Annotated in this window: 25 protein-coding genes; 16 read left to right on the top strand and 9 right to left on the bottom strand. The window is 43.6% G+C overall.

The window, feature by feature from the left end:
* Positions 1-251 precede the first annotated feature (251 nt).
* Entirely contained in the window at positions 252-620 is a 369-nt protein-coding gene (locus JOD01_RS20105; RefSeq protein ID WP_476695688.1) for a YhjD family protein, read from the top strand.
* Positions 621-773: 153 nt separating this feature from the next.
* Here the strand turns inward: JOD01_RS20105 and JOD01_RS19015 are convergent, their stop codons facing one another.
* From JOD01_RS19015 to JOD01_RS18995, 5 genes are all read right to left on the bottom strand, one after another.
* On the bottom strand, positions 774-2,096 hold the full coding sequence (locus JOD01_RS19015; protein WP_204520020.1) for a tyrosine-type recombinase/integrase: 1,323 nt from the start codon (positions 2,094-2,096) through the stop codon (positions 774-776).
* 221 nt (positions 2,097-2,317) lie between these two features.
* On the bottom strand, positions 2,318-2,650 hold the full coding sequence (locus tag JOD01_RS19010; RefSeq protein ID WP_204520012.1) for a hypothetical protein: 333 nt from the start codon (positions 2,648-2,650) through the stop codon (positions 2,318-2,320).
* A gap of 5 nt (positions 2,651-2,655) precedes the next feature.
* Positions 2,656-3,738: a ParM/StbA family protein gene (locus tag JOD01_RS19005; RefSeq protein WP_204520010.1), complete on the bottom strand. Its 1,083-nt coding sequence runs from the start codon at positions 3,736-3,738 to the stop codon at positions 2,656-2,658.
* Between the two features lie 202 nt (positions 3,739-3,940).
* Positions 3,941-4,507 carry a restriction endonuclease gene (locus JOD01_RS19000; protein WP_239565593.1) on the bottom strand — a complete coding sequence of 189 codons (567 nt, stop codon included), beginning with the start codon at positions 4,505-4,507 and terminating at the stop codon, positions 3,941-3,943.
* A gap of 14 nt (positions 4,508-4,521) precedes the next feature.
* A complete protein-coding gene (locus JOD01_RS18995; protein WP_204520008.1) occupies positions 4,522-4,743 on the bottom strand; it encodes a helix-turn-helix transcriptional regulator in 222 nt (73 codons plus the stop codon).
* Between the two features lie 305 nt (positions 4,744-5,048).
* On the opposite strand from JOD01_RS18995, the gene JOD01_RS18990 reads away from it, so the two are divergent.
* The 3 genes from JOD01_RS18990 to JOD01_RS18980 all read left to right on the top strand — a co-directional run bounded on the left by JOD01_RS18990 (position 5,049) and on the right by JOD01_RS18980 (position 7,732).
* Entirely contained in the window at positions 5,049-6,506 is a 1,458-nt protein-coding gene (locus JOD01_RS18990) for an FtsK/SpoIIIE domain-containing protein (RefSeq protein WP_204520006.1), read from the top strand.
* On the top strand, positions 6,503-7,150 hold the full coding sequence (locus JOD01_RS18985) for a replication-relaxation family protein (RefSeq protein ID WP_204520004.1): 648 nt from the start codon (positions 6,503-6,505) through the stop codon (positions 7,148-7,150). The genes JOD01_RS18990 and JOD01_RS18985 overlap by 4 nt, the downstream gene beginning before the upstream one ends.
* 294 nt (positions 7,151-7,444) lie before the next feature.
* Positions 7,445-7,732 carry a hypothetical protein gene (locus JOD01_RS18980; RefSeq protein ID WP_204519997.1) on the top strand — a complete coding sequence of 96 codons (288 nt, stop codon included), beginning with the start codon at positions 7,445-7,447 and terminating at the stop codon, positions 7,730-7,732.
* A 197-nt stretch (positions 7,733-7,929) separates the two neighbouring features.
* Here JOD01_RS18980 and JOD01_RS18975 read toward each other — a convergent pair whose 3' ends face one another.
* From JOD01_RS18975 to JOD01_RS18965, 3 genes are all read right to left on the bottom strand, one after another.
* The gene (locus tag JOD01_RS18975; RefSeq protein WP_204519995.1) at positions 7,930-8,967 is read right to left on the bottom strand and encodes a helix-turn-helix domain-containing protein; all 1,038 of its coding nucleotides are present in this window, start codon (positions 8,965-8,967) and stop codon (positions 7,930-7,932) included.
* 564 nt (positions 8,968-9,531) lie between these two features.
* Positions 9,532-9,762 carry a helix-turn-helix domain-containing protein gene (locus JOD01_RS18970; protein ID WP_204519994.1) on the bottom strand — a complete coding sequence of 77 codons (231 nt, stop codon included), beginning with the start codon at positions 9,760-9,762 and terminating at the stop codon, positions 9,532-9,534.
* A gap of 125 nt (positions 9,763-9,887) precedes the next feature.
* Positions 9,888-10,118 (bottom strand): helix-turn-helix transcriptional regulator, encoded by a 231-nt coding sequence (locus JOD01_RS18965; RefSeq protein ID WP_204519991.1) that lies wholly within the window; start codon positions 10,116-10,118, stop codon positions 9,888-9,890.
* Between the two features lie 93 nt (positions 10,119-10,211).
* Here JOD01_RS18965 and JOD01_RS18960 point away from each other — a divergent pair, with 93 nt between their 5' ends.
* From JOD01_RS18960 to JOD01_RS19925, 3 genes are all read left to right on the top strand, one after another.
* The gene (locus JOD01_RS18960) at positions 10,212-11,477 is read left to right on the top strand and encodes a helix-turn-helix domain-containing protein (RefSeq protein WP_204519990.1); all 1,266 of its coding nucleotides are present in this window, start codon (positions 10,212-10,214) and stop codon (positions 11,475-11,477) included.
* Positions 11,478-11,541: 64 nt separating this feature from the next.
* Positions 11,542-11,670: a hypothetical protein gene (locus JOD01_RS19930; protein ID WP_275581980.1), complete on the top strand. Its 129-nt coding sequence runs from the start codon at positions 11,542-11,544 to the stop codon at positions 11,668-11,670.
* Positions 11,671-11,988: 318 nt separating this feature from the next.
* Positions 11,989-12,120, top strand: a complete 132-nt coding sequence (locus JOD01_RS19925; RefSeq protein WP_275581979.1) for a hypothetical protein — start codon at positions 11,989-11,991, stop codon at positions 12,118-12,120.
* A 19-nt stretch (positions 12,121-12,139) separates the two neighbouring features.
* Here the strand turns inward: JOD01_RS19925 and JOD01_RS18955 are convergent, their stop codons facing one another.
* Positions 12,140-12,499 carry a helix-turn-helix domain-containing protein gene (locus JOD01_RS18955; protein WP_204519988.1) on the bottom strand — a complete coding sequence of 120 codons (360 nt, stop codon included), beginning with the start codon at positions 12,497-12,499 and terminating at the stop codon, positions 12,140-12,142.
* 161 nt (positions 12,500-12,660) lie between these two features.
* On the opposite strand from JOD01_RS18955, the gene JOD01_RS18950 reads away from it, so the two are divergent.
* The 9 genes from JOD01_RS18950 (at position 12,661) to JOD01_RS18910 (ending at position 17,056) form a co-directional block, all read left to right on the top strand.
* Complete coding sequence (locus JOD01_RS18950; protein ID WP_204519986.1) at positions 12,661-12,897, top strand: helix-turn-helix domain-containing protein; 237 nt, start codon at positions 12,661-12,663, stop codon at positions 12,895-12,897.
* A 400-nt stretch (positions 12,898-13,297) separates the two neighbouring features.
* Positions 13,298-13,555 carry a hypothetical protein gene (locus tag JOD01_RS18945; protein WP_204519985.1) on the top strand — a complete coding sequence of 86 codons (258 nt, stop codon included), beginning with the start codon at positions 13,298-13,300 and terminating at the stop codon, positions 13,553-13,555.
* Positions 13,556-13,719: 164 nt separating this feature from the next.
* Positions 13,720-14,661 (top strand): DnaD domain-containing protein, encoded by a 942-nt coding sequence (locus JOD01_RS18940; protein WP_204519983.1) that lies wholly within the window; start codon positions 13,720-13,722, stop codon positions 14,659-14,661.
* Entirely contained in the window at positions 14,654-15,196 is a 543-nt protein-coding gene (gene dut / locus JOD01_RS18935; protein ID WP_239565592.1) for a dUTP diphosphatase, read from the top strand. The genes JOD01_RS18940 and dut overlap by 8 nt, the downstream gene beginning before the upstream one ends.
* Positions 15,193-15,330, top strand: a complete 138-nt coding sequence (locus JOD01_RS18930; protein WP_204519981.1) for a hypothetical protein — start codon at positions 15,193-15,195, stop codon at positions 15,328-15,330. Before dut ends, JOD01_RS18930 begins: the two co-directional genes overlap by 4 nt.
* Positions 15,293-15,727, top strand: a complete 435-nt coding sequence (locus tag JOD01_RS18925) for a DUF5651 domain-containing protein (RefSeq protein ID WP_204519979.1) — start codon at positions 15,293-15,295, stop codon at positions 15,725-15,727. The genes JOD01_RS18930 and JOD01_RS18925 overlap by 38 nt, the downstream gene beginning before the upstream one ends.
* Positions 15,728-15,766: 39 nt before the next feature.
* A complete protein-coding gene (locus JOD01_RS18920; RefSeq protein ID WP_204519978.1) occupies positions 15,767-16,540 on the top strand; it encodes a hypothetical protein in 774 nt (257 codons plus the stop codon).
* Positions 16,541-16,572: 32 nt separating this feature from the next.
* Positions 16,573-16,785: a hypothetical protein gene (locus JOD01_RS18915; protein ID WP_204519976.1), complete on the top strand. Its 213-nt coding sequence runs from the start codon at positions 16,573-16,575 to the stop codon at positions 16,783-16,785.
* Between the two features lie 55 nt (positions 16,786-16,840).
* Positions 16,841-17,056 carry a hypothetical protein gene (locus tag JOD01_RS18910; RefSeq protein WP_204519975.1) on the top strand — a complete coding sequence of 72 codons (216 nt, stop codon included), beginning with the start codon at positions 16,841-16,843 and terminating at the stop codon, positions 17,054-17,056.
* The last annotated feature ends 100 nt before the right edge of the window (positions 17,057-17,156 follow it).

The following is a 17,156-nucleotide window of genomic DNA, read 5'->3' as shown; positions in this document are numbered from 1 at the left end:
GATGGCTCATAGTGGCCCTGCTCTTGAAACAATCCACCCGTCTGACGCAGATGCTCCACTAAAAAGTGGGGCATTTTTTATTTGCATGTTCGTGTCGCTGCTGTTAATGGGAAAACTCAACCGGTTCCAGTCTTAACTACAGCGCATATCGTTGCTTTTGAAAAGTTAAGACAGGGGAAGTCAGTTAATTGTTCTGTCCAAATCATTGAGGATCTGATTCGCTTAGGCTGGATCAGCCCTCAAAGAACGGAATGTCTAGTATGACCCCACTGAGCGAAGAAAAATGGCGGCCAGTCCTTCAAGAATGTATTGTGTATGACCTCCTATTCAAAGCGCTCATGGCCGATAAAGAGAAGATTGGAGAGGCCGGCCTAAAGCTCCGTTATGGCCCCACGCTTGAAAAACTGTCCTTACTTGCAGAGAAACAGCATCACCACTTCCGGAGAGAACTGGGGAAACTAGGTTGTAAGATACTCACCAGGGAGAATAGAGGCGGTTTTTATGTCGTTCAATGCAAAGTAAGGGGTTTTATCCAGGAGGCCATTTATTGGGGCGAAATGCTTCAATCTGAGTGCGAGGTGCGGCTCCTGAAGTTAATTGGGCAGGAAAACCAGTTGTAACATCGATCAACTCAGTCATATCAAGGATTTCAAAAGCGTTGTATACTACATTCATCCGCCCTGTAGACCGTATGAAGCCAATCGTAGCGCGGCTTCCAAGTTGGCTGTAGCCAACTTAATATCCTGCACTTATAGGGCACAGTCCGAAACAGCCTAACGGCTGCCCCGGACCATTTCTACCAATCCACGGTCAATCTGATGGTTATGGAGCGGATGCTTTTTCATCGCGTCTAACACCTTTGAATTATCGATAGCCAAGTAATGCTCAAGCGTTTGTACGTGGGCATGGCCGGATATTTCCTTCAGGACGAACAGATCCACTCCCTGCTTGTATAGGAACGTCAAGCAGCTGCGCCTGAGCGCATGGAGACTTAATTTATCTTTGTAGATCCCCAACCTCTTGGTGTAGGACTTAAACAGCCAATCAATTCCTTTCTCCGTATATGGCTCACCAAACTTGGTCAGAAACAGTGTCTGATCGTCCTCCCCTGCCACAAAGTATTTGCGGCCGCACTTATAGCGGTTGATTTTACTTCTCTGATTTTCATTCTTGACCAATTCCTCATAAACAATCCCACTCTGCAGATAGAGCTGCAAGGCATTCGCCAACTGCGGAATCATCGGGATGATCCGATCTTTCCCGCCTTTTCCGTCCCGAACGTGGATAAAGTTCTCTTCAAAGTTGATGTCATATGTCTTTAGATTGATCAGTTCGGACACCCTGACACCCGTGAAAAGGAATGTAGCAAAGATCGCATAGTCCCGGACTGCGTACTTGCCGGTCAGCATGATTCCGTCCAGCAGCGTTTTAGCCTGCTGCTCTCCCAAGGTGATCGGGACCGTCTTGGGAACCTTCATCCCCTGAATATTTTTGGCTGGATTTTTCACGATATCGTAATCATCGTGATCAACAAAGTATTCATAAAATGAGCGGATTACAGAAACATGTCGATTAACAGTTCTGGGCGATAACCCGGTGTCCACCAGGCTGAATTTGTACTCTCTGATCTGCTGCTGCCGAAGCTCCAGCACATCCTGGGTGGAGAAATGTCTAATAAAGCGTTTTAGGTCGGTTTCGTACCCTGTTAAGGTCTTTGGTCTGGCCCCCTTATCAGACCGCATAAAAAGCAGGAATTCGCGCAGATACAGGTCGTTTTGGTTCGTCTTAACGATACTCAGTACATTGGTCACTCTGTTTCCCCTCCCTGGAACTTGTTCCAGAGCAGCGCCAGATGTGGTATCATCGTGTTGGCAGGCACTTTGGCGTTGCCTGGTAGGAAAAAGCCGTTTCACAGTCTGGCCGGACGGGAACGGCTTTTTTATTGTGATTTTTGCAGTCAAAAAACCTAGTAGTTGGGTTTCGGATGCATTTTCTTCATCGTAAAAAAGCAACTTGATGTGATCTGGTACAAAAAATGCGAAAAAGATTGATAAACAAGCATTATGTGATGCCTTGCCGTTAAATGTAGTATCCAATACGTTTCAAATACCTACATGCTCTTGATACCATTACAGATGCATTACAATTACATTGTGGTTACATCATATTGATTTGCAAAAAATCGATTAGAAAGTAGAGCCATGATACATCTAAAATGCAAACGCATTGCATCGCAGAAGATCATACGTTCCGAGATCATACGTTCTGATTTTTGTCGAAAAAGACCCAGGGATTCGTTCCCTGGTGATTAATTTGTTCACTTTTTATTTGCGTTTATTGAGGTCTTCAATTTTCCAATCTTCGGTTTTAGTCTTTCTTGTTTTTCCTCTACCTGTTGATTCGGCTCTTTCTCGATCAATCCAGAAATATCGGTTAATCGACCAGAGAGTAATAAGACGTCTATCGCTTCAAGGATTTCGGCTTTGTCAGCTCTAATTTTCTTGTACTCCCCTGATTTAATGGACATCCCTTCTCTAATGATTTCCCGTAGCTTCTCTTGTCGATCAGGATCGTCCGCATATGCTTTCCACCATGCTACAATTTCCGGTGTTGCCAGAAGTTGAATGCGTTCGTATTCTTTTTTAGACACTCACATCATTCCTTACCTGCAGCCGTTTGTTCTCTCAATTCATTCGCCAAATACTTTCCATACCGGTACATTCCTCTTGCAGAAGAAAATTGCGGATCTTCTGGGATTTCAACTCGCTTCGACCACTTTTTAAAATATTGACCCCAAATCGAGTCTACAGCTGCTCCACCTACGACTCGGACGCGATTAAAAAGGTCTGGGTCTGGAATCAGGATTTGCAGCTCTGCAAACAGGTCATCGAAAACGGCTTTCACTGTTTTCTTGTAGATATCATCGAAGCCTGGAATCTCTTCCCCTACAAATACAAATTTCTTGGTTTCGGAAGCAATCTGTTCATCCAGTTGTCGAGTTACCTCTTGAACGGTGATCTCTTTTCCTATCTGCTCGGTAAGCCAATCCTTCAATCGTTGGATCACATCTAAGTAGGAAACCTTAATCGTTTCCCTGTCCAGCGGGATGTACTCCAACTCGTTATACCGGCTAATATCGGTCGTACCATACCCGGCATTAATGACGATGATATCTTGATTTTCAACAGAAGCATCAGCAACGAAGCCTTCATCATTGAGGTACACGTCATACAGAGAAGCTTCAGTTTCGGACATCGTTTCATAGTTGGTGACGTTAATGATGACTCTTTCATCATTAATTTTTAATTTATGCACATCGCGGAAAATTTTGTCCAATGCTTCAACAATCTTTTTGTCCAAGGAATCGCGGGCTGGCGTTGAAGTAACTACAAGCACACGCGCAGGACGCTGATCGCCAATTGCTTTGGCAAGACCAATTTTTGAATAAGTGCTGTACATTGGTTGACTATAACGAACCAGTCCCTCTCGACCAGCAACCAACAGCGGCGCTGCTTTAACGCGATCAACATCTTGGTATCCAATTACCCACTGCTGCGGATCTCCTTCTACCTCATACAGAGGAATGTCCCGTTCCGATTGCATTTTGGTTTTACCCAGCGGAGCCTTGTAACGGCCAAGCACCCCTCCCACTCTTAACCGTTTTACCGAGTCAGAAACAATCTTTAATTCTCCATTCCCAGTGTCTAATGCTACAACAAACCAATCATTGTTGAACATGAAATACCCCTCCATTACACAATAATTAATCATTGTTTTTACTGACAATTATCAATTTCATTGGTAAATATTGCACAATTAGAATGTTAAACTAATACACAACGGAAATCAATATAATTTTAGCTTTTTCCCAATTTTCCTTTTCTGTTATTGTGTAATAACAAAAAACTCCTTTTGGAAAAAGGAGTTTTTTTGAGCTTCGTTATTCAGCTGGTTCAACTTGGTAGGTCCTTACTAAATTCCACTTCGCGCTGTGGGCCTTTAACCAATAACTAACCAACGCTTTTCCGTCAATGAGTTCAATACCCAACCCTGTCGCATATTGTTTAGCTCCATCCGTAAACGAACTTGTCGTTACTACAACCCCCCCTTGTGCTTTCTGCTTCACCATCTGGGAGTGGATGATCGCAATCGGTTCATACCCGACCGGCTTGTTATAACATTTGACCTGACCTACATAGAACCCATCCGGACGGTTGTGTTCAATATCCACACCAAAGTCATGGGAACGCTTTGTTACGATAGCTTGCCCGCCATGCAGATCCTCCAAGATTCCCGCAACAAATCCCTCAAAATCAAATGGATTTTCGCCGGTATCGTCCGCATTGTTGAATCGATAATACAATCCAAGCCTCATTGTTTCAAGCATTTCTTCGCTGGTGTTGGTAAAGTCAAAACCAAGTTTTTGTAAAAAGTCCAAAGTTGCCTTGTGCTTCCGAACAAGGAAAATCACACCCGTAACAACGAGCAGAGAAATTACAAGCAGCATCATTTTTTCTCCCTTCAAATTGACCAAAAATCTTCGTAATCAACGTTTTTTCCAACACGACGAAGAGCACTAATGATTTTCAGAGCGCTCTTCATCGATGGTTTGAAAGCATCTCCACTGCATAAACGGCTAATCGTTGACTTGTTTACCCCACTAATACGGACCAGTTCCTCCTGGCTTATTCTTTCTGAATCAAGCCATCGTCCAAATTTTGATCTCGGTTTTCCTAATCCCATGCGAATCCTCCTGAATTTTCTCGTTAGATGAAGTATGTCCATAAATTTCTTTTTGCAAACATTGCTAAATATGGAATATTGGACAATCCGTATTGCATTCTCTAGGAACATATCAACACCACCAAGTATGGCAGCATTGCAGATCCTATCGAGTTCTGTACCAACGTTCATACAGCTACGTTCATAGACAACGCGAAAAAGCTATTGTCACGAAAAATTGAATCTGTGTTAAGAAAGGAGCGGAAGCGAGCATATTGCGAGCGGAGCGACTCGCCAACAAATCGGCTGGAGGTTTTGAAAAGAGTATGATGCGCGAATTGTGGAACAGCTTAAAAGAATGGAACGACGTCATGGATGATTTCATTGGTTCTGTCATGTTTGAATTGTTTGGCGCTACCTTTGTGGGGATTCCGTCGGCAAGTCTTGGAAAACCCTTATCCGTCTTAACAAAAATGATCGCAGGTGCCTATATTGGCGCCAATCTTTATACACGATTACCTTCCTTGCTATCAAAAAAGGCACAAGTTCGTTATCGACTAACGAATTCATTTCTTCATTCCGGCCTTTTCCTTACAATCAAACGGCGTGACATAGGGGATGGTCAAATCAAAGAAGTGCGGGTATTTCCCAAAATTAACGATGTGAAAATTGCGAGCAAACTGACCGAAGTTCGGATTTCGCTTCCGCTCGGGATGGCGCCTGAAATGATCCAGCAGCGAGAGTGGGCCTTTCAGCGGACATTTGGCGACACAACGCAACTGATCGAGGATTCCCCTGGTCATTATCGCCTTCGTATTCCTGCAGCCCTTCCGGATTCTTTCCGATACGATTACGAGCAGGCGCGTACCATTTTAGAAAGAACGGGGGGATTTCCGGTTTATGTCGGGGAATCTTCCGAAGGGCCGGTTGCCATTAATCTTCAGAAAACACCGCACATCGGCATTGTTGGCGTTACAGGATGGGGAAAATCCTCGCTACTTCGAATCATCTTAAATTCGTGGTTACGCTATTATTCCCCTGACCGGCTGCGGCTTTTCTTGGCCGATCTGAAAATGAGCGAGTTTGGTATGTACGAACGAGTCCCGCATGTGGAGGGGCGTGTCGCTGTCAGAAAGCATGAAGTTAGGTCCATGCTTTCCGAAGTCCACGAAATCCTGCTCGCTCGGCAGGAAATGTTCTACAATGCCGGCGCCATCGATCAGGAGGAATATGAGGAAATGACCGGGGAGAAATTGCCCTTCATTGTGGTCGCGATTGATGAGGTAGCGGCCCTGCGAAAAGAGACAGAAATACATGACGTGCTGGATGATATTGCGGCCATGGGGCGCTCGCTAGGAGTGTTCCTCATCCTGTCCCAACAACGCGCTGACAAAGAAGTCATCGACGGCCGCCTAAAAAATAACTTGAATATCCGCATTGCTTTCCGCATGAGCGACGAGTTGAACAGCCGAATGTTTTTAGAAAATGGGCTAGCCGCCAAAATCAAGGTAAAGGGGCGCAGCCTGGTCAAAGACACTACCGATCTATTGGAGACACAAACCCCTTGGCTCGATACAAAGGAAGCACGCGCCATGATCGCGGAGATCAAAGACAAATACAGGGATCACAGGAAAAAGCCTCTACTTGTGAAGATTAATGGGGAAGTTCCGCAGGATGTGGAGCTGAATGCACAAGATAACAAGGATCTGCTCGACCTGGTTATGCAGCTCCAGAGCAGCAAAAAAGACTGGATATTCCCGAAAGAGGAGGAGGAAATTTCATGAGGCTGCGCGATAAGGAAATCATCAAGGATTTGGAAAAATTTCGATGCCTTTCCCGGAATGACATCATCAAACTACACTTCCAGGGGGTAAAAGACCCGATCAACTCGGCAAATCGTGTGCTTCGCCGTCTCCGTGACCGCGGTGAAATCGAAGTCATAACTTCACAGGCTCCGTATGTCTATGCGTGCAAGCCATCCCCAATTAAGCGCGACTCGCAGAAAATCCCGCACTATCTGGAAATCGTTCAGGTCTATCATGACATGGCCCAAATCGGCACTCCTTCGACCTTCATTCCAGAACCCAAATACGGGAAAGGATTGCCAGAGCCTGATATTTTCACCATATGGGGCGGAAAGCCAATGTTTATTGAGGTACAGCGCAACACGTTCACTTCAGCGGTATGGGGAGAAAAATTCGCTCGGTACCGCACATACTTCCACCGGAAGGACTGGATGCGCGAGCCCTGGCAAGGGAAGGAACCTGTTTTCCCGTGGCTCATCATTCTCACCCAAACGAGAATTGCCGTTCCCGATGGGCTGCCCTTGAAAGTATTCCAGATCCCAGGGATTCGCCATCTTCTTCACAAGGGGGCATCCGCAGAGAAGGTTACAAGTAAGGATACAAAGGAGTTGATGAATCCATGACACCCTTAGAATTTTTCCTATCCGCTGGTGCCATTAAATACATCGTCATTGGTGGCTATGTTTGCCACAAAGTGTGGTGGAATCGTCAGAACAGAACAAAGCATATGACATGGGAGCAATTTTTCAAAAAATACAAAGACCACGAACTCGCTCAATAAGAGCGAGTTTTTAACATTCGGTTCTAGTTTGTCCTCTCCACTCATACAACTGTAGTACTACGGTTCTAAAGTGGTATAGTTGTGGGCTAACACCCTCGGAGGAGGGGCAAAAAAGCTAAAAAGTGAGGTAGAGGAGATGGCGACTCAAAAACGTGCCGAACGTTCTGATAAAAAGAAACGGATTTATCCGTATCTGACAGATGATTCCCACACACGATTGGATAAACTTCGCCAAGCCATTAACAGCCAAAAGTCCGTATCCATTCACGATATAGCCGAGGAGTTGCTGGACATCTGCACGCAATCTCCAGAGGTCATCTCCTGGATTCAAAATAAATACGGCGTACCAGCGGATCACCCCATGCGTGTAATCCGTGTAACGGAAATGGGCAAAAGCGTCCTTAGACACCTATACGAGTGCTAACTCCGGTAAGCTTTTTTAGTGTCTTAGGAAGTGATTTCAACGTCTTATGACAGGGATCGCACCGCCCATGGCGAGCCTCGTAACCCCGACTTGTTGTTTGGTTTCCGCAAAGTACACACTTAGCCACAATGATCCCGACCTTTCTGAATTGTTTGGTTAGTCTAAGGATCACCACTCTGGGCATAAGTTATTCGCTTTTACGCATATTTTTTCCGCAGACGATTCAACATTTCGCGCAATTCGGGATCATCTTGAACAGTTGTGACGTTGGAAGCCTTGATCGAATGCTGTTGTTCCCGTTCTAACTGACGTTGCACCGACTCCGGCAGCTTGTCCGTTAAAACTTCTTTACCTAAGAGTTGCGAATATACCGGTTTCCACGACCCTAAATGCCCGTTTTCCCTGCCTTCCCGATCAATTTGACGTTGTACGGAGGCGGGGAGTTTGTCCATCAACATCACACCACGCGTTTGATTTGGCTCGTTTTTACGCACCAGTTGGTTGTAGATGGCACCATAGAAGAACCTTCCAATATCCTCCGCCGTACCTTTCCGTAATGCGTGGCGAAGCGATTTTAGGCTACTGGTCAGCTGCATCGCAGTGATCATGTTCGTTTTGGCTTTCTTGAGAGCAAATATCACACTATTCCAAAGCTCCGTGACGGTTAGCGGATCTTGGCTGATTACCCTAACGGCTTTAATAAACCAATCAGGAATTGTAGAATCAATTACCAATTCAATGGACGTTTTCACTACGTTCTCTTTTTCTTTTTGATCGTAAGAAATTATAGTTTTAGAAATTATAGTTTCGGCTTCCAAAATATCGCCTTCATCGTTAGAGGCATCGATATTTGTATGTTCAATGCCGTGTATCATTTGCCGTGTATCAGATGGTGTATCACTGACGTGTAGAGAAGGCTGGATGAGGTAAATGGAGCTGCTAAACTTCCCTTGTTGTGAACGACGTTGCTCCTTCAGCCGTTGAATAATGCCCAAGGATTCCAATTTCTTAATGGAACGCCATACGGTGGGCACAGAGACTTCTAGATAGGCAGCCAAGGTTTTGGCTTCTGGCCAAGACACGCCAAGGATCTTGCAGCTAAAACGGGATAGAAGTTTCAGAAGAGATTTTTCTGTTTTGGTGAGTTCATGTGCATGGAAATAAAGATGCTTGCGGACGGCCTCGTTCATGGCATCGACGCTGCTGAACGTGGCGAGGGAATGACAAACGTTCATTAAACTTTTCCTCCCATGTTGAAGGAAAAAGCACCAACATTCCAAAGAAAACAATAGGAAACTAAGCCTTGCGTATCTTAATTTTTTTCGATACAATAAAGGCAACTGAAAATTTGTTTGTTTGTTTGGTTTGTTGGTCCGGTGTTGGTCGCACCGGGCTTTTTCCTTTTCTTTTTTTATTTTGAAATAATAAACGCTCTGGCACCGATCCATATGGATTGGCAACAGAGCGCAAATGTCTAAAAATGACAACTTTTCACGATACATTCATTCTTGTAAATCCCGCAAAAAATGGATATACTAAAGAACGAAAGATCGGAGCGTTCAGTTACCGAGTGTGGTTCGGTGATTGATGAATCTGTGAGAGGGTCGCAGCTCTCAAGATTCCCGATCGTTTTTTATTTTCCAAAAACTTTCTGTTGATATATTAGCATGACTCATCCAAAGTTGTCCACTTGTGGATAACTTTTTTGTTTTGCCCCGGTTGTTACTCACCCGAGAAGGGGGGGCAAGAAAAAGGGGAACTTCGTCCGGGCATTTGGTCGACTTCCCCTGTGGATAGTGCTATTTATGTGAATTCATGTTGTCGGTTCTCCCCAGGAGATAATCAATTGACACATTGAAAAATTCCGCGATTTCATAAAGTTTTTCCACCTTCGGGAATCCTTTCCCTGTTTCATAAAGACTCCAAGATGCAACAGTAACGCCTATCTTATCAGAAATCACCTTTGTTGAAACATTGCTATGTTTTCGTAACAATCGAAGCCGTCTGGAAAAAATCAGCTGGACATCCATTTATCAATCTCCTTTTTAAGTTTAACTTGAATTTATCAAAAAGTCGACTTATTATTTAAAAGAGGGGCGCTTCAATGCCAAAAAGTATGATACTATACATACTTTTTGGTGGAGTAGATTTACATCTACTCATCATCACTGCTGCTATCCGACGACCACTCATAAAGATCCTCAATACTACAAGATAAAGCGATAGCAAATCGCCTAGCTGTTTCCAGTGACATGACAATACGGTTGTTAACATAGTCGTTAACTTGTTGCTTTGACATTCCTAATTTATCGGCAATTTGCTGTTGTCTAATGCCTCTGGATCTGAGTATCTGTCGGAGTCGGCAGCGGCCGATTTTCTCGGTCATAGCCCCTCCGTATGAAACCTTTTAACTGATACCATTTTATCACAGCCAGGATTAACCTACCATGAAGACTATTCGTTGAAAGTGGGGGGTAAGATGATTGTCGATACCTATAGTTTACCGCTCGTATTAAGCCAAGACATTAAAGAATCTGGAAGAACACAAGCGTCCATTGCTGAGGAAATTAAAATTTCCAAGCCTACGCTAAGTAAAGTATTAGCTGGTGATAAACCTATATCAATTAATCTACTGGATAGACTTACAGAGTCCCTCCAAAAAGAACCCGGATACTATTACGAGTTGTTTCTAGCAGAACTCTTCAGAAAAGACGGAATACGCCCTAGAAGGCCAAAAAAACTGGAGAAGTATGTTCTGCACTGTTTGGAAAAAGGACTTCAAAAACAAGCAGATCAGGCTGTAAGCCATATGATTGAGGATGGGGGGTATATCCCAAATATTTTTGAAATTGCAGAAGAATTAAATAGAATTGGGAAGATTCCACAAGCCAGATCTTTTTACGAAATCGTTATAAGAAACGAAAAAGATAGAACAGCCCCTCATCTTGCCATGGCATATTTCAGAAGATTGATGATCGTCAAGAAAATAAACTTGGACTTATATGAGGAGGCTGCTATCAGGCTCTGCGAATATCTAGAGTATGTTCCTGATGAAGCTATACTGGAAGCTTATTACCAGGTAATCAGTGCTTTTCGTCTAAAATCAAAGTGGGACTACGTTTTAAAATATGGACATGAATTAATGAGATTAGCTCAAAAAATGGAACGCCCTGATTACATAGGAGATGCTCTCATTAAATTGGCAATTGCCGCGAGGGAAAGAGGAGAGTATGACTTAGCAATACATTATCACGATTTATGTGCTCAGATCGAAGTGGGAAGTTATAGTTTATGGGCAGAAGGAAATAAGCTGATTACTCAAATTGCCGCAGGACAATCAGACAAGATTATTGATTTATACAAATACTGCTTGCGCAATAAAGAAATGTGCTTTGACGGAATTGAAACGCTCTTGGAGTCTGCTGTGAACTATGATAAGCACGAAATTATTAGTCAGTTCTTTGACGATTTTGCTGAACAGATCGTTTTTCTGAAAAAGAACATTGCCAATGAACCAATTTATTACAGGAATTATGTTAGTTTGAAAATAGCTAAAGCAACATGGTATCGCAAGCAAAACAGATCGGATTGGTTGAACGAGGCTTTTAAAGCTCTCGAAATGGCGGGAGCCAAACAGTTAAAAAAACAAGCCATTATGGCAGCCGTTATGATATTACAATTTGCAGAAAGGGGTAGTGACGAATTTCAAAAAGCTATTAACATCCTCGAAAAAATAGAAAAATAGAAGTTATTGACACCTCTAACCAATAAGGTATATCATGCTCTAAACTTAAATGAGGTGATAATTGATGAAAAAAGCAACAACTCTACTACTTGTAGCTTTACTGGTTTTTGCGGGCATTTCCTCGGCTTCAGCGGAAACATCCAAAGGAAATTCAGGTACAATTACACCATACGATTTTGGTGAAAGAAGTTAAAATTTTTTTGAGTTAGCCATTAGTGGGACCCCCTGCTAATGGCTAACTTTCTTTATAATGGTAATATAAATATTTTTATCCAGTTGCATTAGGGAGGGAGGAGTATAATTTGGACATAATTTGCTTCAATCAAAAAAAATTCCCTTAGTTGTCAGCTAAGGGAGGAACAAGCACTTTTAGATTGTTAGTTTTATTCTAACCGGCGTATCAAAAAATACGACTCTAAAAAATAAATGAAACGCTTAATTGAAAGAAAAGTAAAATCGTGGCATAATAAAGAAACGAATCAGAACGTTTGTTCTTATTGGGGGTAAACGTATGCGGGAAGGATTAAAAGAGAAACAAATCAACAAATTGGAGTTGCTATCCTACATAGTCAACAATTGCACCCCTGAGCAGCTCAATGCGTTATTGTTGCAATTTATGGAACAGATTAAAGCAAAGAGTTGAACCATATATAAAAACCGCCCTATTCAGGGCGGTTTGATGCTTTCATACCATTTACATATACTTCAAGGAACTCAAAAAATTGATCCTGCTTGTTTTTATCAAGCTCAGCTAAAAACTCATTCAGTTTTTGGGCATTTTGATTAATGATGTCTATCTTTGCTGGAGGAGTTCGATCAGTGGTTAAACCCAGGAGGTAATCAGTGGTTACTTGGAAATAGTTGGCGATTTGTATGAGGATCTCAAAGGATGGTTTTCGCTTTCCACTTTCATAACCATGAATGGTAACTTTCCCAACGCCTAATACCTCTCCAAGTTCTTCTTGCTTTAAATTCTTTTCTTCACGTAATATTCGAAGTCGCTCTCCGAAAATATTATCCATTTGATTTTTCACCCTCACAGTTAATTCAACTACATTTTATTTGATTAGTTAGCAAACTGCAAACAAAAAGTAAGGTTTAAACATTCATTGTTGTTGACAGTTAGCGATACGCTAACTTATTATATTGAATAGATAGCAAAATGATACTTGGAAGTGATGGAATGCCCAATAAATTTCGACAAAGGCGCAAAGAACTCAACTTAAAACTTGTGGATGTTGCTCGACAAGCCGGCATTTCAAAAGAGTATCTATCACAAATAGAGTCCGGAACACGCGGGAAAAAAATGAACTATACTTTGTTGCTGCGAATTGCGAAAGCTTTAGAGACGACTCCTGATCAATTGATCGAAGTTGAAGACAAGGAAGTACCAAAGAGAACAGGGGGGAGGTATTTGTGAAATTTGGTGCAACTTGGGGTCGTGAAAACAGAGCGAGGCGAAAATCAGAACCGTCTCCTGCCTGTGAAAGTCCGTGTATTACCCGGCCCATGACGCCAGAAGAATGGGAGTGGATCAAATCCCTCCCTCTACCTAAAGAGGAGCTTATTCTCACCAATAAGGGGGAACGGAAGCGGCAGCGGATGGCTTCGACACTGAGAGGAGAGGACAGACATGAATCAAAGCAACGTTAGATTAGCTCGGATTTGCATCCAAACCATCGATAGGGAAATGGATCTGCAAGCAAAGTATGGCAGCTTGATCCTCAAGCGATATGGAGTTGCCGAGAATATCCAAAAGGTAAATGATGGGCATCGGTTTCAGGTCCATTCTTTTGAGAAAGCATGGGGGAGGAACTTAAATGCTAATAACACCCACTACTGAGATTTTGAATATTCAGAAAGAGATCAAAATGTTGTCAGCTGAGTTAGAGGATGCATCGAGACAAATTCGCGAGCATCATTCGTTGCTTGAACCGATGCTAGCCGATTTGAACAAGCTTTTGGATTATCAAAAAAAACTCACGAAGCTTATTCAGGAGCGGCAAATAATGATCGGAAACCTGATTATTCATGAACTTTCCAAATCCGAAAGTGGAGCGGAAGACACCTTTGTATAAGTCTAATGCTCAGGCGCAACCTGTACCCGGCGTTTGCTTTGTTTGCGGTCATCGTGGACCATTCGCATTAAAAATTGTCAAGCACGAATTACATAGAACTTGCCGTTGTGGCAAAATCATCAACCTTGATGATCCAAGTCATTTTAATTATGAGGAGGGGAAACATGAGTCATTTACTCTTGGATGAAGAACCCTTAATCATCATGCCATCCCTCGCCAAAGCGATTGGCTTGAATGAATCAATAGTCGTTCAACAATTGCATTATTGGCTGCGGAAAGCGGGAAAGGTCATTCAGGGCAGAAAGTGGGTCTATAACACCTACAAGGAATGGCAAGAGCAGTTCCCTTTTTGGAGCGAAGTAACCGTCAGACGGATCATAACTTCACTGGAAAAAAGGGGAATTGTCCTTGCCGAAAACTTCAACGAAATGAGAGCGGATAAAACAAAATGGTACACGATCGATTACGAACGATTGGAGGGTGTGATCAGTCCATGTGATCAAATTGATCAGTCCATGCGATCAAATCGATCAGATGGATGTGATCAATTTGATCAAAGCAATACCAGAGAATACACAGAGAATACTACAGAGAAAGAAGAAGAAAAGGAAAAGTCCGATATGGGTGTGATCAGTCCCTTTGAGTTTTACCAAAAAAATATCCATCCCATCATCAAACCTATGATCTTGGAAGAAATGAATTATTGGTTGGATGGAGGATTTTTTGATCAGCCGGAAGAGATCCTGCTGGAGTCATTAAAACTGATTGTACGAAAAGAAGCCAAATGGGATTACGCAAATAAAGCGTTGATGGATTGGAAAGATCAGGGATTGCGCACGCTTGAGTCGGTCAGACGCTATATCAAAGACCGGGAGACGCGGAAGCCAGTCAATGGGAATCGGGGTACGAATCAGCTTAAACAGGACAAGCTTCCTAGCTCCCTTGAGAAGCAAATCGAAAGGCAGCATGCCGGCCAACATCAATCGAAAACGGATGGAAAGACTGTCAAAGATGATCCTGAATTAAACGCTTTGCTTCAGCGCATGAGAAGTGCAAGCAAGAACGGAGCTTCAGATGATCAAGTGGGGGGCAAACCCTATGATTGACGCGGAGGCTGAAAAAATGAAACAAATACCGGTTAAAGTCAAAAAACTACATCCTGACGCAGTTATCCCGCAATATGCTAAACCGGGAGACGCAGGATTCGATTTGGTGGCAATTGAGGACGTTATTATCGCGCCGGGAGAAACCGTGAAAGTGCCAACTGGTTTGGCGTTTGCGATTCCAGAAGGATATGAATTACAAGTTCGGCCAAGATCGGGGATCAGCGCCAAGACAAAATTGCGGGTAAGCAACGCGCCCGGAACAATTGATTCCAGCTATCGCGGTGAGGTTTGCGTGTTGATTGATAATGTCGCACCTATCCCGTACCGCCACTTGACATGCGTTAGACGTATTGATGGTGCGGTGCATTCCGTTGACATTAAGAGACCGGAAGGATCGTACATCATCCGAAAAGGCGACCGCATCGCTCAGGGCGTGATTTGCGAAGTGCCGGTTGCGCAGTTTGAAGAAGTGGACGGGCTTGACGAAACGGAACGTGGCATCGGCGGGTTCGGAAGTTCGGGAGTGAGAGCATGACCAAAGAAGACTGGTTGAATTGGCAAAAACAAGTGATTCGCGAAGAGATGGAGGAAGAAGGTCAGGAATCATCTCAGAGGGAAAGGGGAAATCGTTATGAATTTACTCCCTTACTTGAACAGAAGGCAACTTGATTACTTGTTCGTCTTAACACACGCAGTTTTTGCGATGGAAACTCTTGCCGAGGAAGATACATTCGCATCGTTTCGCGGGGATTTGAACCGAGGGAAAGCCTTTGCCAAAAAAGCGTTAAAGCAGATTGTAGTTGCGGCCACACCCGAAGATAAAACCAAATACAAAAATACAGCAACGAAGTACAAGCTCTTGATTGTCCCCGAGAGCAGTCCGAAAGCAGAGGAGGTCATTGTCAGCAAAGAATGCTTGGGCGATCTGGCCAGTTTTGCCATCGGGAATCAATGTGTGGGTTGCGAGCGGGAAGACTGGAGAAAATGCGAGCTGCGGGTCACGCTCCAGGATGCCGGGATACCCGCAGCCAACGATTGCAAGAAGGACTGTCAGTATCGGCAGTAAGTTAGTATATGCACATCTTAAATCATAGGAGGGGTAAAAATGAATCTGCAATTGTCTGTTACTAAAGGTGGAACAAGTGTATCTCTGTCGTTGGAAAATACAAGTAACGAATATGTCAATGAGGCTGTAAACAAAATTTTTAGTTTCTTTGGAAACAGTGAGCTAACGGTCGAACCGACAATAAGCACCAACCAGAATATCAAAAAGGGCGAAGTTCCAAGATCTAAGACAATCGAGAAAATCAACAGCGAGCGGACGCTTATGCAACCGTTGGCAGAGAAGTTGTCAGCAGCGTTGGGCATTACAGCTCCGGATGATGCACCCAAAGAACAACCAGCAGAAGGAGTTGTGGAGAGCAGCAAAGAGGACATTAACGAGGCAGTTGAAGGTCGTTGGCCATACTCAAAGTATCGGGACGGGAAAGAATACTTCAAATGCCGTTACTACTGCCGGTGCGGACACAAGGCGAACCACTACATCGAGGAAGACAGAAAAACAGTTTCATGCTTCCAGTGCAAGACTACATTGGGCGTCCGGGAAGCAACTGAGTACGAGCAGCAAAAACTCCAAACCAGGTTTATGGCAACGGAACCTGTTGAGCAAGTGATCAACAATCAACAAGAACCGTCAGAAGAACAAGAAAGCGAATGGAAACTCCGCAAGTGCCTGTCGGTAAAACAATGCCGTGCCTGCGGGGAAACAATCGCTCAAGGAGAGCGATTCGATACCTACTACCAGAAAGGCAAAACAAGAACGATCGTCTGCCCTGAGTGTTTCGAGCAAAACCACTCAGTTTCGGAGAAATCTGCTTAACAAACTGCTCAGGGAGATAAGGAGTGAGAACGATGGCCAGACAATACACAAAACCATTGGCGGAAACCCGAAAGGTAGATAGGTGGAAATGCCCGTGGTGTAGGGCAGTTCACGATGAACCGGAATGGCAAAAACAAGTGGATACCGTGTTTCATGAAGAGTATATTGGTTGTCCTGATTGCGGCAAGACAGTACTGGTGTCGGTTAGCCCAATGTTTATAGCAGTACCTGTCGAAGACGAGTAAACAGTAAAGTGGAGATTTGAATGTTGTTGCCGAGAGATCAAAGGAGGAATGACATTTGGACAAACAATATAAAGAGATTAAATTCCTACTGGGTGCTTCCATAGACGAAGCGGTAGACGAACTCCTGTATTATAAAGCCAAAGGAGTCCCGGCTTGCGGTGAATTTAATGGCGTTATCTTGTATTCGGATACCGTTACACTCGATGACGCTTATAAAGCAATAACGGGCAAGACGAAGGATGAGTTTGATGCCTGCCTAAAGGAAATTTAACACAATAGTTAAGGGAGGAAAGAACGATGGAAAACAAAGGTTTGTATGTGAAGTACGAGGTTCGTAAGAAGGAGAACGGGGAATTGGTGGACGGCTGCTT

The sequence above is a fragment of the Brevibacillus fulvus genome (assembly GCF_016908525.1).
GTDB classification, from domain to species: Bacteria; Bacillota; Bacilli; order Brevibacillales; family Brevibacillaceae; genus Brevibacillus_G; species Brevibacillus_G fulvus.
The sequence above is the reverse complement of the archived record's forward strand: the minus strand, read 5'-3'. Positions and strand labels throughout refer to the sequence as shown.

Bases quoted from the DNA above. Each gene is read 5' to 3' on its own strand.
- JOD01_RS20105 (WP_476695688.1), top strand. From the start codon at position 252: ATGTCTAGTATGACCCCACTGAGCGAAGAAAAATGGCGGCCAGTCCTT.
- JOD01_RS19005 (WP_204520010.1), bottom strand. From the start codon at position 3,738: ATGTTCAACAATGATTGGTTTGTTGTAGCATTAGACACTGGGAATGGA.
- JOD01_RS19000 (WP_239565593.1), bottom strand. From the start codon at position 4,507: ATGCTGCTTGTAATTTCTCTGCTCGTTGTTACGGGTGTGATTTTCCTT.
- JOD01_RS18995 (WP_204520008.1), bottom strand. From the start codon at position 4,743: ATGGGATTAGGAAAACCGAGATCAAAATTTGGACGATGGCTTGATTCA.
- JOD01_RS18990 (WP_204520006.1), top strand. From the start codon at position 5,049: ATGATGCGCGAATTGTGGAACAGCTTAAAAGAATGGAACGACGTCATG.
- JOD01_RS18985 (WP_204520004.1), top strand. From the start codon at position 6,503: ATGAGGCTGCGCGATAAGGAAATCATCAAGGATTTGGAAAAATTTCGA.
- JOD01_RS18980 (WP_204519997.1), top strand. From the start codon at position 7,445: ATGGCGACTCAAAAACGTGCCGAACGTTCTGATAAAAAGAAACGGATT.
- JOD01_RS18975 (WP_204519995.1), bottom strand. From the start codon at position 8,967: ATGAACGTTTGTCATTCCCTCGCCACGTTCAGCAGCGTCGATGCCATG.
- JOD01_RS18970 (WP_204519994.1), bottom strand. From the start codon at position 9,762: ATGGATGTCCAGCTGATTTTTTCCAGACGGCTTCGATTGTTACGAAAA.
- JOD01_RS18965 (WP_204519991.1), bottom strand. From the start codon at position 10,118: ATGACCGAGAAAATCGGCCGCTGCCGACTCCGACAGATACTCAGATCC.
- JOD01_RS18960 (WP_204519990.1), top strand. From the start codon at position 10,212: ATGATTGTCGATACCTATAGTTTACCGCTCGTATTAAGCCAAGACATT.
- JOD01_RS19930 (WP_275581980.1), top strand. From the start codon at position 11,542: ATGAAAAAAGCAACAACTCTACTACTTGTAGCTTTACTGGTTTTTGCG.
- JOD01_RS19925 (WP_275581979.1), top strand. From the start codon at position 11,989: ATGCGGGAAGGATTAAAAGAGAAACAAATCAACAAATTGGAGTTGCTA.
- JOD01_RS18955 (WP_204519988.1), bottom strand. From the start codon at position 12,499: ATGGATAATATTTTCGGAGAGCGACTTCGAATATTACGTGAAGAAAAG.
- JOD01_RS18950 (WP_204519986.1), top strand. From the start codon at position 12,661: ATGCCCAATAAATTTCGACAAAGGCGCAAAGAACTCAACTTAAAACTT.
- JOD01_RS18945 (WP_204519985.1), top strand. From the start codon at position 13,298: ATGCTAATAACACCCACTACTGAGATTTTGAATATTCAGAAAGAGATC.
- JOD01_RS18940 (WP_204519983.1), top strand. From the start codon at position 13,720: ATGAGTCATTTACTCTTGGATGAAGAACCCTTAATCATCATGCCATCC.
- dut (WP_239565592.1), top strand. From the start codon at position 14,654: ATGATTGACGCGGAGGCTGAAAAAATGAAACAAATACCGGTTAAAGTC.
- JOD01_RS18930 (WP_204519981.1), top strand. From the start codon at position 15,193: ATGACCAAAGAAGACTGGTTGAATTGGCAAAAACAAGTGATTCGCGAA.
- JOD01_RS18925 (WP_204519979.1), top strand. From the start codon at position 15,293: ATGAATTTACTCCCTTACTTGAACAGAAGGCAACTTGATTACTTGTTC.
- JOD01_RS18920 (WP_204519978.1), top strand. From the start codon at position 15,767: ATGAATCTGCAATTGTCTGTTACTAAAGGTGGAACAAGTGTATCTCTG.
- JOD01_RS18915 (WP_204519976.1), top strand. From the start codon at position 16,573: ATGGCCAGACAATACACAAAACCATTGGCGGAAACCCGAAAGGTAGAT.